Source organism: Salinimicrobium sp. WS361 (assembly GCF_050750585.1).
Lineage (GTDB): Bacteria > Bacteroidota > Bacteroidia > Flavobacteriales > Flavobacteriaceae > Salinimicrobium.
In genome coordinates this window covers 43415-69104 of record NZ_JBOJLM010000011.1, presented here as the reverse complement: position 1 = coordinate 69104, position 25690 = coordinate 43415, and the positions used below count along the sequence as shown (strand labels likewise).

19 protein-coding genes are annotated in these 25690 nt (G+C 43.1%); 10 read left to right on the top strand and 9 right to left on the bottom strand.

Annotated elements, in window-relative coordinates; genetic code table 11:
- Positions 1 to 95 precede the first annotated feature (95 nt).
- Complete coding sequence (locus ACQ93I_RS12080) at positions 96 to 527, top strand: deoxycytidylate deaminase (RefSeq protein ID WP_266069691.1); 432 nt, start codon at positions 96 to 98, stop codon at positions 525 to 527.
- Complete coding sequence (locus ACQ93I_RS12075; protein ID WP_431698765.1) at positions 524 to 2128, top strand: S41 family peptidase; 1605 nt, start codon at positions 524 to 526, stop codon at positions 2126 to 2128. Before ACQ93I_RS12080 ends, ACQ93I_RS12075 begins: the two co-directional genes overlap by 4 nt.
- A gap of 5 nt (positions 2129 to 2133) precedes the next feature.
- On the opposite strand, the gene ACQ93I_RS12070 is transcribed toward ACQ93I_RS12075, so the two are convergent.
- The 3 genes from ACQ93I_RS12070 to ACQ93I_RS12060 are packed head-to-tail and all read right to left on the bottom strand — an operon-like array spanning position 2134 to position 3508.
- On the bottom strand, positions 2134 to 2739 hold the full coding sequence (locus ACQ93I_RS12070; RefSeq protein WP_431698764.1) for an FAD-dependent oxidoreductase: 606 nt from the start codon (positions 2737 to 2739) through the stop codon (positions 2134 to 2136).
- Positions 2739 to 2936 (bottom strand): hypothetical protein, encoded by a 198-nt coding sequence (locus ACQ93I_RS12065; RefSeq protein ID WP_431698763.1) that lies wholly within the window; start codon positions 2934 to 2936, stop codon positions 2739 to 2741. The genes ACQ93I_RS12070 and ACQ93I_RS12065 overlap by 1 nt, the downstream gene beginning before the upstream one ends.
- Positions 2933 to 3508 (bottom strand): MarC family protein, encoded by a 576-nt coding sequence (locus ACQ93I_RS12060; RefSeq protein ID WP_266069695.1) that lies wholly within the window; start codon positions 3506 to 3508, stop codon positions 2933 to 2935. Before ACQ93I_RS12060 ends, ACQ93I_RS12065 begins: the two co-directional genes overlap by 4 nt.
- 114 nt (positions 3509 to 3622) lie before the next feature.
- Between ACQ93I_RS12060 and ACQ93I_RS12055 the strand changes: the two genes are divergently transcribed.
- From ACQ93I_RS12055 to ACQ93I_RS12025, 7 genes are all read left to right on the top strand, one after another.
- On the top strand, positions 3623 to 4219 hold the full coding sequence (locus tag ACQ93I_RS12055; protein ID WP_431698762.1) for a DUF3109 family protein: 597 nt from the start codon (positions 3623 to 3625) through the stop codon (positions 4217 to 4219).
- A gap of 293 nt (positions 4220 to 4512) precedes the next feature.
- A complete protein-coding gene (locus ACQ93I_RS12050; protein ID WP_431698761.1) occupies positions 4513 to 5346 on the top strand; it encodes a DUF4412 domain-containing protein in 834 nt (277 codons plus the stop codon).
- Positions 5347 to 5554: 208 nt separating this feature from the next.
- Positions 5555 to 6634, top strand: a complete 1080-nt coding sequence (locus ACQ93I_RS12045) for a Gfo/Idh/MocA family protein (protein WP_431698760.1) — start codon at positions 5555 to 5557, stop codon at positions 6632 to 6634.
- Positions 6635 to 6893: 259 nt separating this feature from the next.
- Positions 6894 to 7871, top strand: coding sequence for a ribonucleotide-diphosphate reductase subunit beta (locus tag ACQ93I_RS12040; protein ID WP_431698759.1), 978 nt, complete (start codon positions 6894 to 6896; stop codon positions 7869 to 7871).
- Positions 7872 to 8002: 131 nt separating this feature from the next.
- A complete protein-coding gene (locus ACQ93I_RS12035) occupies positions 8003 to 10420 on the top strand; it encodes a ribonucleoside-diphosphate reductase subunit alpha (RefSeq protein ID WP_431698758.1) in 2418 nt (805 codons plus the stop codon).
- Between the two features lie 317 nt (positions 10421 to 10737).
- Complete coding sequence (locus ACQ93I_RS12030; RefSeq protein ID WP_431698773.1) at positions 10738 to 12078, top strand: deoxyguanosinetriphosphate triphosphohydrolase; 1341 nt, start codon at positions 10738 to 10740, stop codon at positions 12076 to 12078.
- Between the two features lie 53 nt (positions 12079 to 12131).
- Positions 12132 to 14969 (top strand): T9SS type A sorting domain-containing protein, encoded by a 2838-nt coding sequence (locus tag ACQ93I_RS12025; RefSeq protein ID WP_431698757.1) that lies wholly within the window; start codon positions 12132 to 12134, stop codon positions 14967 to 14969.
- Here ACQ93I_RS12025 and ACQ93I_RS12020 read toward each other — a convergent pair.
- Both ACQ93I_RS12020 and ACQ93I_RS12015 read right to left on the bottom strand, forming a co-directional pair.
- A complete protein-coding gene (locus ACQ93I_RS12020; protein WP_431698756.1) occupies positions 14966 to 15934 on the bottom strand; it encodes a DUF3078 domain-containing protein in 969 nt (322 codons plus the stop codon). The genes ACQ93I_RS12025 and ACQ93I_RS12020 overlap by 4 nt on opposite strands.
- Entirely contained in the window at positions 15934 to 17721 is a 1788-nt protein-coding gene (locus ACQ93I_RS12015) for a 1-deoxy-D-xylulose-5-phosphate synthase (RefSeq protein WP_431698755.1), read from the bottom strand. Before ACQ93I_RS12015 ends, ACQ93I_RS12020 begins: the two co-directional genes overlap by 1 nt.
- Before the next feature lie 38 nt (positions 17722 to 17759).
- Between ACQ93I_RS12015 and ACQ93I_RS12010 the strand changes: the two genes are divergently transcribed.
- Positions 17760 to 18209 (top strand): nucleoside deaminase, encoded by a 450-nt coding sequence (locus ACQ93I_RS12010; protein ID WP_431698754.1) that lies wholly within the window; start codon positions 17760 to 17762, stop codon positions 18207 to 18209.
- Positions 18210 to 18646: 437 nt separating this feature from the next.
- Here the strand turns inward: ACQ93I_RS12010 and ACQ93I_RS12005 are convergent, their stop codons facing one another.
- From ACQ93I_RS12005 to ACQ93I_RS11990, 4 genes are all read right to left on the bottom strand, one after another.
- On the bottom strand, positions 18647 to 19516 hold the full coding sequence (locus ACQ93I_RS12005) for a glycoside hydrolase family 16 protein (protein WP_431698753.1): 870 nt from the start codon (positions 19514 to 19516) through the stop codon (positions 18647 to 18649).
- Positions 19517 to 19575: 59 nt separating this feature from the next.
- Complete coding sequence (gene bglX / locus ACQ93I_RS12000; RefSeq protein ID WP_431698752.1) at positions 19576 to 21849, bottom strand: beta-glucosidase BglX; 2274 nt, start codon at positions 21847 to 21849, stop codon at positions 19576 to 19578.
- 67 nt (positions 21850 to 21916) lie between these two features.
- Positions 21917 to 23581: a glycoside hydrolase family 16 protein gene (locus tag ACQ93I_RS11995; RefSeq protein ID WP_431698751.1), complete on the bottom strand. Its 1665-nt coding sequence runs from the start codon at positions 23579 to 23581 to the stop codon at positions 21917 to 21919.
- A gap of 11 nt (positions 23582 to 23592) precedes the next feature.
- A complete protein-coding gene (locus ACQ93I_RS11990) occupies positions 23593 to 25686 on the bottom strand; it encodes a hypothetical protein (protein WP_431698750.1) in 2094 nt (697 codons plus the stop codon).
- Positions 25687 to 25690: the final 4 nt, after the last annotated feature.

The following is a 25690-nucleotide window of genomic DNA, read 5'->3' as shown; positions in this document are numbered from 1 at the left end:
CTCAATTAGATTAATTTTGCCATGCAGTAAATTAGTAAAGCCCAAAGTTTTAGCAACTTAAAAAGCTTTCTATATTGCAGGCGTATTTTACTACTATGCAAAAAACAAAGCAGCTTAAGTTTGACAGGGCATATTTAAGGATCGCCAGGGAATGGGGTAAACTTTCTCACTGCAACCGTAAGCAGGTTGGCGCACTTATTGTGAAAGACAGAATGATAATTTCTGACGGATATAACGGCACCCCTACCGGTTTTGAAAATCCGTGTGAAAATGAAGAAGGATATACCAAATGGTACGTATTGCACGCCGAAGCCAACGCGATTCTCAAAGTTGCCGCCAGCACCCAGTCCTGCAAAGGGGCCACGTTGTATATCACTATGTCTCCCTGCAAAGAATGCAGTAAGCTTATACACCAGTCGGGCATTACCCGTTTGGTTTACAACATAGACTACAAAGACAATTCGGGCCTTGATTTTTTGAAGAAAGCCGGGGTTGAAATAGAACAAATAACAGAACTTGACGGTTGAAAAACAGCAATAAAAAATACCTGCCACTACTACTGGGGTTTGCCTGTGCCCTTGGGGTACTCCTGGGTGCCGCTCTGGATTTTACCAGTTACAACTCGGGTACCTTTCTTAAAACCAACAAGAAAAAAGAGAAGCTGGCGCGGCTTATAGATTACATTGAATACGAATACGTAGACGATGTAAATATTGACAGTATTGTAGATGTTACGGTAAATGAAATTCTCACAGATTTAGATCCGCATTCGGTTTACATTCCACAAGAGGAATACGTAGACCTAAGCGCAAGTATGAAGGGAGACTTTGTGGGCATTGGTGTGAGTTTCAGAAATATCAACGATACCATTGCAGTTATTCAGACTATTGAAGGAGGGCCAAGTGAAAAAGCTGGTATTAAGGGAGGAGACAGGATTCTTTATGCCAATGGAGAAGCCCTTTTCAATTCAAATATCAACGAAGATTCTATTACGAGTAAATTAAAAGGAGAAGAAAACACACGGGTGCTTCTGAAAGTTCATAGAAAAGGTACCCCCGAACTCCTGGAGTTTGATGTAGAACGAGGAAAGGTAGCCCTTAAAAGTGTAGATGCAGCTTATATGTTAACCGACAATCTGGGCTACATCAAAATAAATCGTTTTGCTGAATCTACCTATGAAGAATTTAAAAACGGACTTCTTAAACTGAAGGAAAAAGGTGCGAGGCAAATTGTGCTTGACCTGCGTGATAACCCCGGTGGATATCTTGCCGAGGCGACAAAAATTGTAGACGAATTTCTTCCTGAGGATAAACTTGTACTTATCACTAAAAACAAAAAAGGAGCCGTAGAAAAGACCTTTGCCACAAAAGACGGAAATTTTGAAACGGGAGAGCTCTACGTACTCATTAATGAGAACTCGGCATCCGCCAGTGAGATCATTGCCGGCGCCCTTCAGGATAACGACAAGGGCATCATCGTAGGGCGAAGATCATACGGTAAAGGTTTGGTGCAACGAGAAATGGCTTTAGGCGACGGCAGTGCCGTAAGGCTTACTATAGCACGATACTACACTCCCACGGGAAGGTCTATACAACGCCCCTATTCTCATGGCAGTGAAGAGTACTTTGCCGATTACCTCAACCGTTATAAAAACGGCGAACTGGTAAGTGCAGACAGCATACACGTAGCCGATTCCCTGAGGTATGTAACCCCAGAAGGTAAAGTTGTTTACGGCGGTGGCGGCATTATACCCGACATTTTCATTCCCAAAGACACTAATTTTGAAAAGCAAAGCCTCAACCTCATGCTTAGAAATGGGTATATGGACAGCTTTATTTTTGAAGTTCTTGAGCAGAATCGCAAATACTACAACTCCCTTAGTTTTGAGGATTTTATGCAAAAGGAATTGATCACCAAAGCTACCGTTGAAGAATTCCGGGCCTTTATGAGACGGGAGAACTTCGATATGCGCTTTAAGAATTATTTACCTACTCTCAAGCTTTATCTCAAAGCAGCCATGGCCCAACAATTATTTGGCAGCACCGCTTTTGAACAAATTTTAAATGAAGAAGATCCTGCAGTAAAAAAGATCATCGAACTCTCCACCAGCCCGAAATTTAAAGATTAAACCGCTTAAATTTTATCGTGCACCTTGGTATGTTCTCCCCCATTCCAAAGCGTAAGTACATCGGTCGCCACTGCAGCACCACTGCCACAGGCAATAGCATACTGGCTTCTGTGCCCTGCCAGACTACCCGCTACATACAATCCGGGGCGCACCAGGTGATCATCGTTGTATAGCTGGATTCTCTCTTTTGAAGTTTTTGCTTTCTTATGAGGTATAATATATTCCTCAAGCCCTTGAATAGTAAAAGGCCGGGCATAACCTGTTGCTATAACCACAACAGTAGAAAAATAGGTATTCTTATTGGTGGAGACTTCAAACTTACCTTCCAAAAATGCTATTTTTAGCACCTTTTCTTTCTGAATGATCTCCACACCGGGATAAAGCGTTTCAAGCTGCTCAAGGCCCGAAGTGAGAATATCATTACCGGCAGTACCCCGAGGGAGTCCCAATACGTTGTTTAATTGCGCACTTGCAAGGTGAGAAGCACGTTGATGTGCAATAAGACCTACTGTTTTACCTGCAGCGAATTCTTTAGACAGGCCAGAACCCAGAACAAGGGCACATGACAGGCCTGCAGCCCCACCACCTATAATAAGCGCATCATAATTCATTATTCGCCACTCTTCTTTGCAATGGCACGGGACATGAGAAGAATGATCATAAGAACCACCACAATACTCGATGCGAGTATACCAATCAAGGCAGTTTTACTATCCCCAGAAAAGGCATTTTCAAGATCTAAAAAAGTAGCGTTATATACAATGAGGCCCATGGCCACGACAATTAAAATGTAGATGAGGACTTTCATAGGAAAAGGCTCTTAATATTTGTAGCGAAAAGTTTTACGGCTATTGCCAGTAGAATGACCCCAAAGATCTTCCGGATCACGCTTATACCTTGTTTTCCAAGGAAATTTTCAATTTTCCCGGAAGACTTCAGCACTATGTATACAAAAATAGTATTTATAACTATGGCGGCAATAATATTAACAGTAGCGTACTCTGCCCGCAACGATAAAATAGAGGTCATGGTACCGGCACCGGCAATAAGCGGAAATGCAAGAGGCACCACTGCCGAAGTTTCGGGCGCATCATCTTTGTACAGCTGAATTCCCAGGATCATTTCGAGGGCCAGGAAAAACAGAATAAACGCCCCTGCCACTGCAAAGGAATTCACATCTATACCAATGAGGTTCAGGATCTCCTTACCTAGAAAAAGAAAAGCGATCATAAGAACCGCTGCAACTATAGTAGCTTTTTCACTTTGTATATGCCCCGCTTTCTTCCTAAGATCAATTATTATGGGAATACTCCCAATAATATCAATAACAGCAAAGAGGATCATAGTGGCGCTGGCTATTTCCCTGAAGTTTAATTCCATATCCCAAAACTAGCTTGCAAAAGTACTTTGAATTGATAGAATACAAATTATACTTAGAAAATTTTAACAGAATTACAGCTGAAGTTAAGTGCCTGAAAAAATTATCTTTGCAGCATGTTTCAGCTTGGAAAAACTATAGTATCTGAAGAAATCCTTAAAAAGGATTTTGTGTGTAACCTTTCAGCCTGTAAAGGAGCGTGTTGTATCGCCGGAGATGCCGGCGCACCCCTTGAAGAGGCCGAAACCCACATCCTCGAAGATATCTACCCGCTGGTAAAGCCTTATCTCCGCAAAGAAGGAATTGAAGCCATCGAAAGACAGGGCACATCAGTTATTGGTGAAGACGGTGAATATGAGACCCCGTTAATAGATGGTGCCGATTGCGCTTATGTCACTTTTGATAATAAAGGTACTGCCCTGTGCGGAATTGAGGAAGCCTACAACCAGGGAGATATAAAATGGAAAAAACCTGTTTCCTGCCATCTCTACCCGGTACGTACCCAGGATTATTCAGAGTTTTCTGCTGTGAATTATCACCACTGGTACATTTGCGACGATGCCTGTACGCTGGGAAAAGAACTTCAGGTGCCTGTGTACAAGTTCGTAAAAGAAGCCCTTATTAGAAAATACGGTGAAGACTGGTATGCCGAACTGGAAAAAATTGCCGAAAAACTAAAGCAAGAAGAAGCTGAAGGTTCTTCGGGAAAATAAACCTACTCCTTTTAAAGATCCTGTAAGTCGATCCATGTGGGGCATTGTCTCCCGACAGTTCTGCTTTTCACTGTCTTGAACAGTCATTCCCAACCTGGGTAAAATCTTTCCAACCTTCTGAGAATCACTTTTAATTTACTGTAAATAAAAAGGTTACATTTTGACGGTCCGGGTATTTTAATTATCTTTAGAGATCATTCTGCACTTTTTCTTCCCCTTAAGCAGGAGATTCCCCTTTGTAATTTTTTGATATGCCTCTTCAAAGAGGCCTTAATTATCTAAACACAGGAACTATGAAAAAGATCTTTTATTTAGTTCTTGCTATTTTCTTTATGGCAGGGACTAGCACCGCAGAGGCTCAATTTTTTAAGAAGCTCAAAGAAAAAGTAGAAAAGAAAGTGGAAGATGCAGCAATCAAGAATGTATCGGACAAAGCCGCAAAAGAAACAGACAAATCCCTAAACAACCTATGGGCAAAACAGCTTGAGAATTCCAATTTCTCTATGGGAATGGATATGGTTGATCCTTCAGAAATCCCCGCAGGCTATTATTTTGACTGGGAATACACCCTCCAGATGAACACTTCGGAAGGAACAATGGATATGGTATATCACATTAAAGAGAACGCACCATATGTGGGAATCAAAATTCCGCAGGCAGAAAATATGTTTACCGTCCTGGATAACAAGAGAAATATGACGGTGCTATACATGAACTCTGAAGGCAATAAAATGGTGATGGCTACACGTTTCGACGTTTCTGAAGAAGATATGGAAGCCGACAATTCTTATGAAGAAATGAAGTTTGAAGAGATTGGCACAAAGACCATTTTAGGCTACGAATGCCAGGGCTACCGTTCCGAAAATGCCGAAAATGTCTTTACTTTTTATGTTACAGATGAGGCAGGAGTAAGCTTCAGAAACCTTTACCAGGAAAACCAAAAGAATATCCCCGAAGGGCTTAATGCCGATTGGATCAGGGATGGGACAGGGTTAATGATGGAAATGCAGATGAAGGACAAGAAAAATTCCGAAAAAAATGTCACGATGACCTGCACAGGGATTGAAAAAAAGCCATTTTCTGTTGACACTTCAGAATATCAAAGTATGAATATGGGCCAAAGATAAGGTTACAGACATTGTATTTTCACAGCTTTTATAACAACCCTGACACCAGAAATTTTGTTTTCTCCAAAGTTTTTGCTTAGGGTTTTTTTGAGCCACACAATTCCGGAATGCCCTTCCCGGCTGCCACGCAAACATATAGCGCCATTTTTAAACAGAAGAAGCAGTTGAGTTTTCTGAAGATTCTTTATCTTCAGGAAAATTACACCGCATGGAACACAGACGAACTTTCATTAAAAAGTCGGGGCTTTTTCTGGCAGCAGGCTTTCTACCATTTCCTAACTTTTTATGGTCTTCAAAAAAGGATAAACTGGGAGTTGCCCTCGTAGGTCTTGGCGGCTACAGCACCCATCAACTGGCTCCTGCCCTGCAGGAAACTGAATACTGCGAGCTTCGCGGAATAGTCACCGGCAGCCCTGAGAAAATCCCTCAATGGCAGGAAAAATACGGGATCCCTGATGCCAATGTGTACAATTACGAAAACATGCACCAAATTGCCAATAATGATGATATTGATGTGATCTATATTGTGCTGCCCAATTCCATGCATGCTGAATATACCATAAAAGCGGCCAATGCCGGAAAGCACGTTTGGTGTGAAAAACCTATGGCAATGAATGCTGAAGAGTGCCGCCAAATGATAGAAGCCTGCGAAAAAAACAGAGTCAAACTTGCAATAGGGTATCGTCTTCAGCATGAAAAGAATAACCGCATCATGATGAAGTGGGCCGAAACAAACCCTTACGGACCAATACAGGAGGTGAAAGCCGCCGCCGGTTTTTACAGTAATAATCCCGGCTGGCGTGCAGTAGAAAAAATGGGTGGTGGTGCCATGTACGATATGGGGGTATATCCTTTAAATACTTCGCGCTACACTGTAGGCCGGGAGCCTATTGCTGTTTCGGCTAAAAGCCAAACCACCAGAGATCAGCTTTTTAAGGGTGTAGATGAAACTATGGATTTCACGCTAGAGTTTCCCGAAGGAGTAATAGCCAATTGCCGCACCAGCTTTGGCGAAGGCATGAACAACCTCGAAGTGACCTGCAGTGACGGCTCTTATTATCTCCAGCCTTTCCAGACTTACAGCGGAGTAAAAGGAGGAACCAGTGACGGTAAAATTCTCGAACCTTTTGGGAAAAACCAGCAAGCCGTACAAATGGATGACGACGCCCTCTCAATTCTCAACAATAAGCCTATGATGGTTCCGGGGGAAGAAGGTTTAAAGGACATTATTGTGCTCGAAAAGATCTATGAATCGGCTGCAAAAAATGGCCAGACACTTAAAATATAAGGTTGCTAAAAATGCCATTTTTGACATCTCTTTCAGAAGAACTTCAGAAGAAACTTTATTACATCTTCAGGAAATTTTGCAATTATAACAAACTAGCCCACAAACACATATACCGAAGCCTTTTTCAGGCTTCAGAAACAATTTTATTTTGTTTTGTTGAAAACTTTGTTGAAAAGCTTTCCTTCCCTGTAGGAAAAACCCTTACATAAATTCCAATCTTTGAGAGAACCGTTTCCAACCAACTAAAACTCAATATCCTATGACCCAGTTAGAACCCATTTTACAGGAGAACAAGGACAGATTTGTGATTTTCCCCATTAAACATCACGATATCTGGGATTGGTACAAGAAAATGGAAGCAAGTTTCTGGACTGCAGAAGAGATTGACCTGCACCAGGATTTGAGTGACTGGAACAACAAATTAAATGCAGATGAAAGATATTTCATCAAGCACATTCTTGCCTTTTTTGCCGCTTCAGACGGAATTGTGAATGAAAATTTAGCCGAAAACTTCGTCAACGAGGTGCAATATTCTGAAGCTAAATTCTTTTATGGATTCCAGATCATGATGGAGAACATCCATTCTGAAACCTACTCCCTGCTCATTGACACCTACGTTAAAGATGAGAAGGAAAAGAACAAACTTTTTAAAGCCATAGAGGTATTTCCCGCTATTCAGAAGAAAGCGCAGTGGGCCCTAAAATGGATAGAATCTGATTCTTTTGCTGAAAGGCTCATCGCTTTTGCAGCTGTAGAAGGAATCTTTTTTTCGGGCGCATTTTGCTCCATCTTCTGGCTTAAAAAACGCGGATTAATGCCCGGCCTTACCTTCTCTAATGAACTCATCTCACGAGATGAAGGTGTGCACTGTGACTTTGCCGTTCACCTGCACAACAACCACCTGGTAAACAAGGTGCCAAAAGAGCGAATTAGAGCGATCATTGTTGATGCACTTAATATTGAAAGAGAGTTTATTACAGAATCCCTTCCGGCAAGCCTTATCGGGATGAATTCTAAACTGATGACCCAATATCTTGAATTTGTTGCCGACCGACTGCTGGTTGAACTGGAATGTGAAAAGGAATACGGCACTGCGAATCCATTCGACTTTATGGATATGATCAACCTGCAGGGGAAAACCAACTTCTTTGAAAAGAGAGTTGGCGAATACCAGAAAGCAGGAGTGATGAACAAGGATAAAGACGCCGACAAAATAAGCTTCGACGCCGATTTTTAAATTCCCCCTAACCCCCGAAGGGGGAACAAAGTTATTTCAAGCTTCACGACTGTGAAACATTCAATAAAATAAACGCCCCAAACTCCTCTCCTTTGGTGAGGCCGGGAGGGGCTTTCTTAAATCCTTCAGTTATGTTCGTAGAAAAAAGAGACGGTCGCAGAGAACCCATGATGTTTGACAAGATCACAGCCCGCATAAGAAAATTGTGTTATGGCCTTAATGACCTCGTAGATCCTGTAAAAGTGGCTATGAGGGTAATCGAAGGGTTGTACGATGGGGTTACCACCAGCGAACTTGATAATCTCGCAGCTGAGATTGCCGCGACCATGACCACTTCCCACCCGGATTATGCAAAACTGGCGGCGAGGATATCGGTATCGAACCTTCACAAGAACACAAAAAAAACATTTTCGGAGGTAATGACAGATCTTTATGATTATGTCAACCCCCGCACCGGTCAGAAAGCTCCCCTTTTGGCCGATGATGTGTACGAGGTAATTCAGCAGAATAAAGAACTGCTAGATTCCACGATCATCTATAATCGGGATTTTCAGTATGATTACTTCGGATTTAAAACGCTGGAGCGCTCTTATCTTCTGAAGATAAACGGAAAAATTGCCGAAAGGCCTCAGCATATGCTTATGCGAGTTTCCGTAGGAATTCATCCCGATAATATGGAAGCTGCCATTGAGACCTATGAGCTCATGTCCAAGAAATATTTCACCCACGCCACTCCTACCCTCTTTAACGCCGGAACGCCAAAGCCGCAAATGTCATCCTGCTTTTTACTAACCATGAAAGACGACAGCATTGACGGTATTTACGACACGCTGAAGCAAACCGCCAAGATCTCCCAATCTGCCGGCGGGATTGGTTTGTCCATTCACAATGTTAGAGCAACCGGGTCTTATATTTCTGGAACCAATGGTACTTCCAACGGGATCGTGCCCATGCTTCGGGTTTTTAATGACACCGCAAGATATGTTGACCAGGGTGGCGGAAAACGAAAGGGTTCTTTTGCCATTTACGTAGAACCCTGGCACGCCGATATTTTCGACTTCCTCGACCTGAAAAAGAACCACGGAAAAGAAGAAATGCGGGCCCGTGACCTTTTCTATGCAATGTGGGTACCCGATCTTTTCATGAAAAGGGTGGAAGAGAATGAAAGCTGGACTTTGATGTGTCCGCACGAATGCCCCGGCCTCTATGACATCCACGGGGAGGAATTTGAAGCACTCTATTTAAAATATGAAGCTGAAGGCAAAGGCCGAAAAACCATAAAAGCCCGTGACCTTTGGGAGAAAATTCTCGAATCCCAAACCGAGACAGGTACGCCTTACATGCTTTACAAAGATTCGGCTAACAGGAAATCGAATCAGCAGAACTTAGGAACTATTCGTTCTTCAAATCTTTGTACCGAGATCCTGGAATACACCAGCGAAGATGAAGTTGCGGTTTGTAACCTGGCTTCCATTGCACTGCCAATGTTCATCAAAGGAGATGAATTTGATCATAAGGAACTCTTCAGGATCACCAAAAGAGTAACCCGGAACCTCAACAAGGTGATCGACAGGAATTATTATCCGGTAAAGGAGGCGGAAAATTCGAATTTCCGGCACCGTCCGGTGGGGCTTGGGGTGCAGGGACTGGCAGATACTTTTATCAAATTACGACTGCCTTTTACCAGCGATGAAGCTAAAAAACTAAACCAGGAGATCTTTGAAACCCTTTATTTTGCTGCCGTTACCGCCTCTATGGAAATGGCTAAAGAAGACGGAGCTTATTCTACTTATGAAGGTTCTCCAATGAGCAAAGGCCAATTCCAATTTAACCTTTGGGGGATCAATGATGAAGACTTAAGCGGAAGATGGGACTGGGCAAAACTGCGCAAGCAGGTACTCAAAAATGGCGTTCGCAACTCTCTTTTAGTTGCGCCCATGCCAACTGCTTCCACATCCCAGATCCTTGGAAACAATGAAGCTTTTGAACCATACACTTCCAACATTTACACCCGCCGGGTGCTGTCGGGAGAATTTATCGTTGTTAATAAACACCTTCTGGAAGACCTGGTAGCCCGAAACCTGTGGACAGAGAATGTCAAAAATGCCATTTTACGCTCTAATGGTTCTGTGCAGAATATTGATGTAATTCCGGAGGATCTTAAAGAGCTCTACAAGACCGTTTGGGAGCTTAGCATGAAAGATATCATCGACATGTCGCGTCACCGCGGCTATTTTATCGATCAGTCGCAGTCGCTCAACCTTTTCATGGAGAACGCGAATTACAGCAAGCTCACCTCCATGCACTTCTACGCCTGGAAAAGTGGACTCAAAACCGGAATGTATTACCTGCGCACTAAAAGTGCTGTAGATGCCATTAAATTCACTTTGGCAAAAGAGGAAAAGAAGCAGGAAATCCCTGCGGAAACACCGAAAACAACTGCCGTTCCGACACCAGAAGGAACTTCTTTGAGTCCGGAAGAATTGCGGGCCCTTATCGCCAGTTCCAAAGAAGCCGAAGGGGATGATTGTTTGATGTGCGGGAGTTAGTCTGTAGACGGGAGAAAGTTTTTTGTCCAAGAAGAATTGCAGCAGATTTGCCAAAGTTTTCAATAATTGGTGCCGAAGTTCGACTCGTACCTAAACAAATAATCACATAAACTTTGGTAAATCTCACCCAAGAATAGATTTCTCGTCGCATCTCCTTTTTCTCAAAAGGAAATGTTCTGTCGAAATGACAATCGTGCCTTTTAGATTTTGGAATCTGGTGCCTTGAATTTGATGCTTTTATCATTATTACCTGTTAATTGATCATTGTTAATTGCTCATTGTTTATTTTTGAAGCTTACTGAAATAAATATCAAATGATGAACTGGGAGCAGCTGCTTTCGCTTAGAAAAGCAGGAGACACGAATAAAAGATTAAGAAAAGAACAAAATGCGACCCGCTTAGGATTTGAAGTTGATTACGACCGCATCATATTTTCTTCGGCTTTTAGAAGTCTGCAGGACAAGACGCAGGTAATCCCGCTTTCCAAGACAGATTTTGTACATACCCGGCTTACGCACAGCCTTGAAGTTTCGGTAGTGGGGCGTTCTTTGGGCCGCCTGGCAGGGCAAAAGATCCTGGAGAAACATCCGCAGCTGGAAAAAACCCACGGCTACCAAATGAACGATTTTGGGGCCATTGTTGCCGCTGCCGCCCTGGCACACGATATTGGGAATCCGCCGTTTGGGCATTCGGGAGAAAAGGCCATAGGAGAGTACTTCAGCAATGGCAACGGCAGGCGTTTCCGGGAGTTGCTTACTGCTGAAGAATTTGAAGATTTGACCAAATTTGAAGGAAATGCCAATGGCTTTAAGATCTTAACGGAAGACAAACCCGGTATACCTGGAGGCATCAGGCTTTCGTATGCTACTTTAGGAGCTTTTATAAAATATCCGAAGGAATCCCTTCCGTATAAACCCACCGCACGTATAGCCGATAAGAAGTTCGGAATATTTCAGTCTGAAAAAGCCTTTTTTGAAGAGGTAGCCAATGAACTGGGACTTATTTCCACCGGCAGCGGCAAAAACCTGAGCTACTGCAGGCACCCACTCGCTTTTCTTGTTGAAGCTGCCGATGATATTTGCTACACGATCATTGATTTTGAAGACGGCATCAACCTGGGGCTTATTCAGGAGGAATATGCGCTGGAATATCTTATTAATCTGGTGAAAGATTCGATCATCACCAAAAAATACCACAACCTACAAACCCGTGCCGACAGGCTGAGTTATCTCAGGGCTCTGGCCATAAATACGCTACTCACCGAGGCTGTTGAAATCTTTATGGCCAACGAAGATGCCATTCTAAAAGGGGAATTTCACGAAGCTCTTTTTGACAGGAGTAAATACGAAGCCCAGATTAGCGATATTATCAAAATAAGTATTGATAAAATTTACCAGAGTGAAGAAGTTATAAGCAAGGAAATTGCCGGTTACCAAATGCTTTCTCACCTTCTGGACACCTACACCACGGCCTTATTGCCCGAAAACGGGAAGCAGACAAATTATAACAAACTGGTGCTGAAATTAATCCCCGAAGCACATCATTTTGAAGATTTTGAGGTGTATGATAAGCTCATCAAAATTTGCAGTTATATTTCTTCGCTCACAGACAGTAAAATTGTGTCGTTGTTCAAAAAATTCAAAGGTCTTAAAATTTAATTTTTTGTACTTTGCAGAATAGCTTTCTTCGGAAGTCATTTACCTATCCCTTTATGAATAAACGATTACTTTTTGTACTTCCGGTCGTTCTGTTTGCTGCCGTTTTTGGACTTTACCTGAGTTGTGAGAACAATGCACCTTCTGAAATTTCAGAATTAAGACAAAGACATGAGCATTTTCTGAAGCAGAATAAACCCGCTAAAGACAAGGGATTTTCACGCCTCGAAAAAATAAAAAAAGGCCTGCCTCCAAAGAAATATTATGAGGAAATGGAATATCTCACCATGAATCCTGCTTTGGGATACCCTGAGCCTCATAAAGTAAGAGACCTGCACGAGCAACTTCAAAAACAGCGGCAAAGCAAGAGTTACATCAAGGCCCCCGGAGATAGTGAGCAGCACCCATGGGTCTCTCGTGGCCCCAACAATGTTGGAGGCCGTACAAGAGTATTATTATTTGACCCGAATGACGCCTCGGGCAACCGTGTGTTTGCCGGTGCAATAAGTGGCGGCCTGTGGGTCAATGACAATATCACCCGCGAATCTTCTCCCTGGGAACAGGTAGAAGGTTTGCCCGCTAATTTGAATATATCTTGCCTTACGGTCGATCCGCGGAATTCTAATATCTGGTATGCAGGTACAGGAGAACAATATACCGGCGGAGACGTAGTGGGAACGGGCGTTTATAAAACCACAGATGGTGGCCAGACGTGGAATAAAGTACTGGATGTCGAAGATTTTTCAGAATCGGGAACGGGCACAAACATTCGCGCAATTGGTGGCGTGTACTACATCAATGACATAGAAGCCTGGGATAATGGCAGCAGCACCGAGGTCTTTATAGGGGTCTCAACTCACTTATATGCCAACGCTCAAAATCCGCAGAATTTACTCGGCTTTTTTGAAAGAGGCCTGTACCAAAGCAAAGACGATGGCGCTTCCTGGAACAAGGTACTTGAAGAGGAATCTTTTAATGACTTTGAAACAGATGCCGCAGGGAATGCATGGGTTTCCACCACCTATTCGCCGGGAGTGGAGAATTCTTTTGGCGGAAAGATCTTCAGGCGTGAAAAAGGTGCAAATACGAGCTGGTCTCTGGTGACCACCATTCCCAATGTTTATCGCACCGAGATAGAAGCTTCAGCCTTAAACCCTGATAAATTTTATATTCTTGCTGAAGACCAGTTTGAAGAAGCCTCGCTTTGGGTTACGACGAACGCTTTTCAGAATATTACACGGCTGAATGAACCCAATGATGCCGATCTTGATATTCCTCCTGATGATTTTGCTAGGGGCCAGGCTTTTTATAATCTTATGATAGAATCTGATCCTACCAACGATGAAATCATCTATGTTGGCGGAATAGACCTCTTCAGGTCAACTACCGGTGGTAATTCATGGGAACAGATCTCTAAATGGTCAGATAATGATAATCTTGATGAATTACCTGTTTCCGAAGTCCATGCAGACCATCATGTGATGAGGTTTAAGCCCGGTAATACCAATCAGGCGATCTTTGGGCATGACGGTGGGGTTTCGTTTGCCAGCGATCTTTCAGCAGCAAGCATTTCGAAAGTATTCATCACCCCCGAGACCGACTATATCACCACGCAATTCTATTCTGTTGCCGTGGCGCCATCTTCTTTTGCAACGGGCGACTACTTTTTGGGAGGCACCCAGGATAACGGAACCCTGCTGATTGAAAGAGGAAACCCCACTTCTATAGGAATATTGGGTGGCGATGGCGCTCATTCCTTTTTTGACCAGGTAGACACCGAATACCTCATAGCCAATTTGGTGTACAACGACCTTATTATTCTTTACAATTACGACAAAAATGGTTTTGCGCTTATTGCAAATAATGAGAACAGGGACGGATTTTTCATAAACCCGCAAGCCCTTGATTCCAATTTGGATATCCTGTTCTCAAACGGACCTGAAGGCGTACTCTACAGGTATGATAACCTCACTCAACTTCCGCTTTTAGGTGATGATGGCATTCAGCAAAATTCACCCATCGCGCCAAAAGTTTCTCTCAAAAATGCCCTTTTAGACAGTTCTATAAGTGCCCTCACCGTTTCCCCTTTTTCAACCCAAAGCAGCACGGTACTTTTGGGGCTTACCAATTCCAAACTCCTTAAAGTTGAAAATGCGCATGGCACTCCTGAAAATGCTACGTGGAAGGAGATCACCGGTCCAGAATTTTTAGGAAGCATTTCGGATGTGGAATATGGAGAAACCCAGGACGAAATCTATGTTACCTTTTATAATTATGGGGTAAAGAGCATATGGTATACCTCTAACGCCAATGCCACTAATCCTACCTGGACAAGTAAAGAAGGTAATCTCCCTGACCTACCCGTACTCTCTATTCTTCACAACCCACTTAACGAAGACGAGGTAATTGTGGGAACGGAACTCGGAGTTTGGGCTACCGAAAATTTCACCAGCAGCCAGCCTGTATGGGTACAATCTTACAACGGAATGAGTGATGTAAAAGTCACCGACTTAGATCTCAAAAAAGGCAATAATGTAGTGTATGCTGCTTCTTACGGGCGCGGCATCTTCTCTGGTCAATTTAAAACAGCTAAAGAAGAAGCAGAAGAACGCGGGGAAATGGTAGTTGAAGAGAACGTGATTATGGTCTATCCAACTATTTCTGTCGGAAATTATCAGATTGTATCGGGAGAGGATATAGAAGACATACAAATCTTTGTTTACAACATACAGGGAAAACTGATACAGGTTGTGAAGACCCCGCTTGAAGCAAATGAACCCATTGATGTGAATATTGTCACTGAAGCTTCGGGAGTTTATCTATTCAAGATCACGGGTGCCGGGAAAACAAAAGTTCAGAAGGTAATTAAAGTAAAGGATCTGGATCAATCTTAAAAAGAATACACTATTCCCACGCCCAAAAGCTGCTTGAATTGAACTTTAGGTCCGCCGGTTTCCAACGTACCATCTCCATCAAGATCCTGCTTAAACTTTACGTCATCGTCATATTTTAGATGAGAGCCCACATTGGCCTTCACGTAATCATTCACCTGCAGGTCAAGATTGAGTTCCCAGTCAACATCAATATTTCCAAATTGGTTGAGATAATCGGAATATAAGCGCAGACTGTTATTGAGGTCTATATTGTCAAAGATCTTCTTCGAAAATGCACTGCTCACCAGGAACCCCAGCTGCGTTCTCACCTTCTCACCTTCATCAATGATATTTCCCTCTTCGTCCCTAACAGCCGGCGAAACTCCAAACATACCTTCGTTTGCAAGCCGTTGATCTAATACAAAAGTTGACTTTTGGGTCACCGGAGAGATATAAACCGTAAGGTCTTCTTTTGGGGAAGAATATTCACTTCCTACCCCCACAAAGGCATAACCCGGGGCCATAAATTTGGAAATAGGGGCCTCAGTATTGGGATATCTATACCCGAAAGAGAGCTGCGTGTTAAATGTAAATTTAGCCGAATAATACCAGTTAGAAACAGAGTCCCGCCGATACCCGAAGTTAGAGTTGATCTCGAGGTTATCTTCTGTCTTTCGCAGCTCCCTTCCTTCCTGCGCATTAAACCCATACTTTACTGCCAGAGTAGAATTCCAGTTTAAAAGTTCTTTCTGGTATTTTCTTCCGAAGAGACCGTGGAGTAAGGCAGAAAAAGAATTGTTACCCCCCGAATTCCAGTTAATAAAGGCTACTTCATTCAGGTTGACCCCCACTTTGTTGGTCTTTTTCCAGTAATTGATCTTTTCATTTACCACCGTGGTTGTATCAACAGCTGTGGTATCTCTTTCGGTACCATAGCCAAGGGCGGCAAATAATAAAAACGTGAGGCAAATGAGGGACTTCTGCATTATTTTAATTTTCTAAGCATTGAGTTAAGACATGCCTTAATACTTTCAACGTCAATTTTTGATTTTTCTTGTAATTCTTCCACTTTTCCGTGGTCTGTAAATTTATCGGGCAACCCAAGGGTGGTAATTGGGAGGTGATAATTGTGCTGTTGAGCAAACTCCATCACCGCCGATCCTGCTCCGCCGTTTCTCACTCCGTCTTCTATAGTCACCAGCATTTTATAATTCGACAAAACCTCATGCAGCAGCCCTTCATCCAAAGGTTTGATAAACCGCATGTCGTAGTGGCCAATTGCTTCAGGTTGTTTCAGTTCTTCCAGCGCCTTTTCGGCATTCTTCCCGATAGTGCCAAAAGTAAGCACCGCAATAGCACTTCCCCCCTTCAGTTTTCTACCTTTTCCAAAGTTAATCTCCTCAAACGGCAACTTCCAGTCTTCAACAAAACCTCTGCCTCTGGGATAACGTATGGCCAGAGGATGTTTTAGTTTTCCAGTTTGGGCAGTGTACAACATGTTTCGCAGGTCCACTTCATCAAGAGGCGCAAAGATGATCATATTAGGAATGCAGCGCAAATAAGCAATATCAAAACTTCCATGATGAGTAGCACCATCTTCCCCCACGAGTCCGGCCCTGTCGAGACAAAAGATCACCGGCAAATCCTGAAGTGCCACATCATGAATCACCTGATCGTACGCCCGCTGAAGAAAAGTGGAGTAGATAGCACAAAAAACCACAAAGCCCTGTGTTGCCATCCCGGCGGCAAGAGTCACGGCATGTTGCTCGGCAATACCCACGTCAAAAGCGCGCTCCGGGAAAGACTGCATCATGTACTTAAGCGAACTGCCTGTTGGCATGGCAGGTGTGATCCCAATGATCTTCTCGTTCTTTTCGGCCAGTTCAACCAGGCTCAGCCCAAAAACATCCTGAAACTTTAAAGGTAAATTCTCTGTGTCATAGGGAAGCAACTCCCCTGTTTCGGGAAGAAATTTACCCGGGGCGTGATATTTCACCTGGTCTTCCTCGGCTTTTTTAAGCCCTTTTCCTTTGGTGGTGATCACATGAAGAAACTTGGGCCCTTTTATCTTCTTAAGCGCTTCGAGAGTTTCTAAAAGACTCTCAAGATCATGGCCATCTACCGGTCCAAAATATTTAAAGTTCAGCGCCTCTACCATATTATCCTGCTTCGGTTTGTAACCTACCCGCGCTTTTGTAAGATAATTCTTTAAAGCCCCTACACTGGGGTCTATTCCAATTGCGTTATCATTAAGAATGATCAGGAGATTGGCGTTAGTGACCCCGGCATGATTCAATCCTTCAAAAGCCATCCCGCTGGCGATAGAGGCATCTCCTATTACGGCAATATGTTGTTTTTCACTTTCTCCCTTCAAAGCCGAAGCCAGCGCCATGCCCAATGCAGCCGAAATTGAGGTAGATGAATGCCCTACCCCAAAAGTGTCATATTCGCTCTCGTTCCTTTTGGGAAAGCCACTGATTCCGTCTAGCTGCCGGTTTGTATGAAAATTCTCTCTTCGACCAGTAATGATCTTGTGCCCATAAGCCTGGTGCCCCACATCCCATACCAGGAGGTCTTTTGGAGTATCAAAAATGTAATGTAACGCGATAGTAAGCTCTACCACTCCAAGACTGGCACCCAAATGACCTTCTTTGGAAGCAACGATCTCAATAATGAATTTCCGCAATTCTGCGGCCAGCTTCGGAAGTTTTTCAGGAGCAATTTTCCGAAGATCTACAGGAGAATTAACAGTATCGAGAATAGTTTTTGCCATAAAAAACAAAGGTACATTTTGAAATTGTATTTTTGAATATGCAATTAGTTTTTGACGACGTTTATTTTATGCGGAAGGCCCTCGAAGAGGCACAGCAGGCTTACGAAAAAGGGGAGATCCCGGTAGGTGTTGTGATTGTGGCTCAACAAAGGATCATTGCCCGCGGACACAATCTTACCGAACTGCTGAATGATGTCACAGCCCATGCCGAAATGCAGGCCATCACCTCAGCTGCGAACTTCCTTGGCGGAAAGTACCTGCTGGATTGTACCATGTACGTGACTTTGGAGCCATGCCAAATGTGTGCCGGTGCCCTTTACTGGAGCCAGATCTCCAATTTGGTTTTTGCTGCCTCAGATCCTGAAAGGGGCTACAGAAGAATGGGAGGAAGACTTCACCCAAAAACGAAAGTCAAAAATGGCATTTTAGAAGAGGAAGCTTCGCAACTCCTGAAGCGGTTTTTTATCGAAAGAAGGAATTTGAATTAGAGACAAGAAGCAAGAAATAGTTTATTTAAAATTGTGGTGTTCTGGAGCCTTTACCTGTGGCGTACTACCTTTTATATACCGCTCCTCTGGAGCTCATTGCAAAACAAAACTTATTCCTATAAATATTTCACTCCTCCGGAGCTCTAAAAATTAACTCTCTTAGCTCCCTCCAGGAGTTAATTCCATTAAATACTTTTTATAAATAATTATAATTCACCTCTTTTGAGCCTCAGGGAGGCGCAATATTTATAGATAAGCAGTATACAATCCTAATGAGCTCCAGAGGAGCGACATATGAGGAGCCTCAACTGAAGAGGAAAGAACCAGGAGACACGACTGTAGAAGGTAATCCTTTCAGGGTTTGTAACCTGAAAGAACTAAAAAATCCTCTTCAAAAATGACATTTTTGAAGAGGATTTCCGGCTAATTCAACCTGCTTACTTCGTAATCAAAACCCAGTCGACCAGCACTTCTGCTTCTCCGGATTTTATTAGATCTACAGTTGAGGCGGGAAGGCCGTTATACGGCTCTTCCACTCCGTTGGTTTTATAAGGATATGCACCACCCAGAGCTAAATTCAGAATAAGGTATTTTGGGTTGTCGAAAGCCCATTTTCCGTAATGTTCTACCATGGGTTTTGTCACCCTGTAGATCAACCTGCCATCCACCCTAAAATCAAAACCTTCAGGCGTCCAGTCTACAGAATAAACATGCCAATCGGTTACATCTTCTCCTTCAGGAAAAAAATACTTATTCACCAAGGGTGTTTCCCCCGAATAACCGGGACCATGAAGGGCAACTCCAATCCAATCTGTTTCGCCCACATATTCCATAATGTCAATCTCCCCGGTTTCGGGCCAGTTGCCTCCGCCAAGTGCCCAGAAAGCCGGCCAGTAGCCCGCACCTTTGGGTAACTTCATTCTCGCAGCAGCAGTGCCGTACGTAAACATAACCTTATCCTGGGTATTGATCCTTCCCGAGATAAAGTCAAAATCATTACCCTTATAATTGATATAATTGGGACTGTAATGCGCCTTAAGTACCAGTGCATCTTCAACTCCCCCTGCCTTTTCGCCTTTTACGGTGAAAACAGTAGCCGAAGAATCAATATAGATCTGCTGCTCATTGTTCACCCAAAAATCGGTTCCCTGCACATTCCATTTTTGACGATCGAGCGTATTTTCAGAAAAAGTATCAAAGAACAGCGTGTCTTTTTGAACTTTCACCTCTACATGCTGTGCAAAAAGGGTTCCTCCAGCAGAGATCATTATTCCCAGCAGAATATTTCTAAAATTTTTCCTGTACATATCTTGTAGCGTATTTAAAAAAGGGGTCTCAAAAATGTCATTTTAGAGACCCCTTTTTGTTAATTCAATCGGAAGCTTTCGGTTTTAAGATCTATGGAATTACCTCCAATCATTACCTGAAACTCCCCCGGTTCTGATGCCCATTCTTTATTGGCGTTGTAAAACTTCAGAAGTTCATTGGAAATAGTAAAGCTCACCTGCTTTGTTTCTCCCGGTTGCAGTTCAACAAGCTCAAATCCTTTTAATTCTTTAATGGGTCTTGTAGTACTTGCCACCATGTCGCGTAAATAAAGTTGCACTACCTCTTTTCCGGGCTTTTTGCCGGTGTTGGTAACGGGAACAGTAACCGTTAACGATTCCTGCGGAGTCATTTCTTTGGAAGACAAAGCTAAGTCTCCATATTCAAAAGTGGTATAACTAAGGCCGTAACCAAAGGGATATAGCGCAGTCTTCTCTTCATCTGTATAAGCTGAATAGGTGACATCGGAAGGATTACTGGGTCTACCTGTATTCTTCTGGTTGTAATAAAGCGGCTCCTGGCCCACAGCTCTCGGGAATGACACCGGAAGTTTTGCTGAAGGATTGTATTTTCCGAAGAGCACATCGGCAATAGCATTTCCACTTTCAGTTCCAAGCTGCCATGCAACTACAATTGCAGGAATATTCTCTGCAGCCCATGAAATTTCTAAAGGCCTTCCGTTTTGGAGTACCAGAACTACATTTTTATTCACCTTATAAATTTCTTCCATTAATTCCTGCTGAAGGCCTGCTAAACCAATCTCCACCTGGCTTCTTCCTTCCCCGCTTTGAAAAGCATCTTCACCAAGGGCAAGGATCACCAAATCTGCCTTTTTTGCCACATCAACAGCGGCTTTAAATCCGGATTTGTCGGTAGTATTGATCTTTAAAGGCTTCAGGAAGGTGCGTTCTCCCATACCGAGATCGGCTCCCTTAGCGTAGGTGATTTTCACATTATTACCCACAGCACTTTTTAAACCCTCGAGGATAGAAACTGCGGAATTTGCTTCTCCCTGAGCTCTCCAGTTACCAATTGGCGTGTCTTTATCATCTGCCAATGGACCTATAACAGCGATATTCTTTACTGAAGAGGCTATAGGCAACAGGTTTTTGTCATTTTTGAGGAGTACAATTGACTTTTTTGCCACGTCCCTTGCCACAGCTCTATGCTCCTTCAGGTTGAGCTGTTGGGCCAATTCGGGGTTGGAATAGCGGTAAGGATCTTCGAAAAGCCCCAGTTTGAATTTCACCCGAAGAATTCTTTTAACGGCATCATCGATTAGTGCTTCATCAACTTTTCCGGAGTTAACCAGTTGGATAAGTCCGGTTTCATAGGCACCGCCTTCCATGTCCATATCACTTCCGGCTTTTACAGCGATTTCGGCGGCATGAGTAAGATCTTCAGCAAAGCCATGGTTTATCATTTCGGCAATAGAACCCCAGTCTGAAACTATGAATCCGTCCCAATCCCAATCTCCCTTAAGAATGTCTCTTTGAAGCATTTTACTTCCGGTTGCAGGGGTACCATCAAGATCGTTAAAAGAATTCATGAAAGTAGCAACCCCGGCAGCGGCAGCGGCTTTAAAAGGCGGTAAAATGGTGTTATGGAGTTCGTTCTCACCCACGTGAACCGTATTGTAATCCCGGCCTGCTTCAGCAAAACCATACCCGGCAAAGTGCTTGGCAGTGGCCGCGATAGTTGCAGGATTGGAAAGATCTTCACCCTGATAGCCCCTGATTTTTGCTTCGGCCACACGGGAAGTTAGAAAAGGATCTTCTCCTGCTCCTTCCATTATGCGCCCCCAGCGGGCATCTCGGGAAATATCTATCATTGGTGCAAAGGTCCAGTTCACCCCATCTGCAGCTGCTTCGAGGGCAGAGATGCGGGCGGTTTCTTCCATCGCCTCCAGGTCCCAACTTGCAGTTTCTCCAAGCGGAACAGGAAAAATGGTCTTGTACCCGTGAATGACATCATAGCCAAACATTAAAGGGATCTTGATCCTGGAATTCTCCATGACCAGCTTTTGGGCCTCCCGGGTGGCTTCTACAGAAAGTACGTTGAGCATAGAACCTACAAGCCCTTCTTTGAGTTGCTCTTCGCGGTACTGGTTTTGATCTCCATTTGCGGGCCCGGTAAGATCCCAGGTGCCGCTGTATTGTACCATTTGCCCTACTTTTTCTTCAAGGGTCATGATGGAAACAATAGAATCAACTTTCTTTTCAACATTTTCGATAGAACTTTTGATTCGGGTATTTTGGGCAGATGCCAAAGAGACCGAAAAAAGGCTAAAGAAAACAATATATATTTTTTTCATTGTGGTAATTGAATTCCAGGGGGAAGAATATTCCCCCTGGATATTATTAAACTTAAGTGGCTCAAAATTATTCTTCTGCCTGAAAGACTTTTACATAATCTACGACCATGGAAGACTCCGAAAATGCAGGATCTATTTCACCTCCAAAATTTCCTCCCATAGCAACGTTTAAAATGAGAAAGAAGTCTTGATTGAAAGGAGAGTCTGCAGAATTCTCATAGGTATGATAAACTTCGTTATCTACCAGAAATACGATTCGTTCTGGACTCCACTCCATCGAATAAACATGGAATTCACTGTTTACTCCTTCTACCGTTGTTGTGCCGCCATCAGCGTTACCACCCGAACGTCCAGGGTAGTGAAGAGTGCCATGAATGGTATTCTGGTCATTCCCCACATGTTCCATAATATCGATCTCACCACTATCGGGCCAGCCAACTTCATTAAAATTAGATCCTAACATCCAAATTGCAGGCCAGGTACCGGCTCCTTCCGGTAATTTTGCTCTGGCTTCTACCCTTCCGTATTTGAATTCAAAATTATCTTTAGTGGTGATCCTGGAAGAAGTATAATTGAATCCGTTGGATTCTTCAGCTTTGGCAGTAATAACCAGGTTTCCGTCAACCACTTCTACATTATCTGTGGTATAATATTGTTTTTCCAGATTTCCCCAGCCATTTTCACCATTTCCGGTTTCTAAATTCCAAATGTTAGTATCCAGAGGTCCTGATTCAAAATCCTGTTCCCAAACGAGTTTGGTATACTCAGTTTCGAAGTCTTCGGGCTCTGTGGCTCCTTCTTCTTCAGAAGTAAGTACAAACCACCAGTCAAATTCGCCGTTACCATCGGTAGATCTAAGAACTATCTCATTGGTAGCAGAGCGATCAAATATTTCATAGGTATGGTCTCCTCCAATGTAGTAACCAATAAATCCTGTTCCGGTTAGATTAAGAGTTTCTACACCCCCTGGAGCTGAGATAGACCAGTTTTCAGTATAATCTGTAAATGGAATATTCATTACATCTGCTCCATCCACAGTACAACCATCCTCTTCACTACATGTGGCACCTAATTGGTCCACCAGGTTTATTCTTCCGAATACAGTTCCGGTTAGATCTGGTGTTGGATCATCATTTGTTGCATCAACAATGTGAGTAAAAGTCCCATCTTCATTAAAAATATAACGATCATCATACATCCCTGTTCCGGCTTTATCATTTGGTCCTGCACCGTAATGCTCAGCGATAACTTCACCTCCTACAGGCCCTAATCCAAAATGCTTTGGTGCCGATGCTTTAACGCGCCATTCTTTTCCCACTAGTTTTTGAATTAATTCGGCCGGTGGCTCATAGGTTACGAGTACTTCTACTTCCACAGGTGTTGAAGTGGCAGTACCACCAGGACCATAGGCAATAACCGTAACTGTATGAACGTTTGTTCCAATTTGTGAAAATTGATGGGTGTAAACTCCATTTGATGCAGTTCCTGAGCTTCCACTCTCAAAAATGTACTTGTAAGTCATGGCTCCATCTGCAGATGCGTTAAACATTACTTCCCCTGAACCATCTCCATAGGGCATATCTCCGCTTTGCCCCACAACCTCTGTAGAAACACTAAGATTTTTTGGGCTTGTGAGTTCTCCGAATTCGAAATCTTCTTCAGCACAACCCACTGCAAGAACAGAGAGAAGAAGGACGAAGAATATGCTCTTTACTTTTAAATTATTTTTCATGTTTCTCCTTTTTAATTATGAAAGTATACATTGGTCACATACACATTAGCTGTTCCAGTAGGTGTAGCTGAAAAGATAAGCTGTGAAATATGATCGCGTGTGGTGAGATTTGTAAAATCTGACAATGGAATATCCACACTCACCCATTGGTTTTGTACGGGGTTTTCTATAACCACTTCATGTTCGGTATTATCACCTCCCTCTTCATACACCCCATTTGGACCAAAGTCTACCAGCTTAACTTTAAAACTGGTCGCATTTTCTGTATAGAATTCCAGATGCATGTGGGTCATATTGGTAATATCCAATTGGTTTGCCACAGTTTCAATTCCAACAAAGTCTAAATTTGTGAAGTGTTTGGATAATTTACCCTCAAACGTTACCTCCTCGTAATTTGCAGCAGACCAGTCCGTTCTCCAGGTATCGACCACAACATCATCTGCAACATCACTGAAAATGGATATATAGGAGGTTTCTCCGTTTTGCAGCTTTTGTATGTCATCCAGATAGAATGTTCCTGCTGAATTGCCGGGACCATCTATAAAAATAGTCATGGTAGCATATTCCCCTGTTGGAACAAACGGTTCTCCTACTCCCTGTGATCCATCGATATAACTTTTCACTGCATCTGTACTAAAGTTAAAGCTGAGTTCTTCCCAACCGGATCCACCGTGGTTAGCGACCACTTCTGTCTGCCTTTCTCCACTAACACCACCTTCGAACTTTAGAAGAACGGGTAGAGCAACATCTGACCACAGTTTCATCGTGATCGTTTTGTTATCTCCACTAAAATCTACCGGCTCTTCAAGATTAAAGGAAACACCTTCCCAGGCATTCCCGGCATTTGTAAGTGCCCCAACCATGGTAGTAGAAGTATTGGCTCCAGATTTATCTGGATTCGAAACCACCTCAAAAGAAGTACCACCAAAAACTTCCGGTGAGTAATTTATAGCACTCCTGTCAAAGGTAATAGGTAGTTTTAATGGTTCAAGATTCGTCAATTTGATGTCATCAAAGTAGAAGGAAGTACCTTCTCCAATATTTCCGAAGTCATAGAACACGATCACCCTGTCGTAAGTGACTGACGGATCAAATCTCTCGGAGGTAGTTAAGTCAAAAGTAATCTCCTCCCATTCTCCAGTGGTGGTTGTATTTGAGATCACTTCAACAAATATGGTAGGATTTCCATTTGCATCGGGTTCGGACCCAGAATCTTCAATTTTAAATAGGACAGGAACTCCTGCTTTAGGGGACCAGACTTTCATTTTAACTGCGGTACCTTCAGTAAAATTGAGAGGTTCATCCAGAAATAAGGAAATTCCGGCCCAGGTCTCTGCTCCGGCTGATTTTTTAAGCTCAACTACTTTAGAACTCATGTTAATGCCGCTCATATCGGGATTGGTAATCACTTCTCCACTTGCACCTCCAAATCCTGCCCAGGTATAATCCAGTTTTTCAGATTCAAAATCTATTGGAAGGAACAAAGGATCTGTTATTGTTACTTCCTGTGTAGCCTCAATGGTCGCTTCACCGCCACTTAAGGCAACAACCCGAACATTATAGGTACCAACTGTTTCATATGTATGACTTACAGTTTCTCCAACCATAAGAGGAGTGGCCTCTTCATCTACAACATCTCCAAAGTATACCTGATACATTGCAGCATAATCTGCTGTGGCACTAACAGAAATAGTGTAACTATCCTGAGGATCTTTATTTATGTTAACCTCCAGATTCTCGGGTGCCCGGAAAGAAACGGTTAATGGCTGAGTACCTTCAGCCGATTCTCCTGCAATATTTGTCCCTGTGATAATGATGTTGTAATTCCCTTCAGCATAGGTATGGGTTACACTTTCCCCCATACTAATTTCTTCTGAAGGTGTAGAACCGTCACCAAAATCAACTGTGAATAAATTTGCGCCTTCACCGGTTGGAATGATGGTTACCATACCAGTGTTATCCTGTGTGATCTTGAACGTTGCTCCCAAATTTGACGGGGCTGCCAGTCCTTCAAGATCCACTCCCAAACTATCGTCCTCTTTGTCACAGCTTATAACGGCCGCGCTAACAAAAACAGCTAAGATGATTCTAAATATATTTTTCATATTA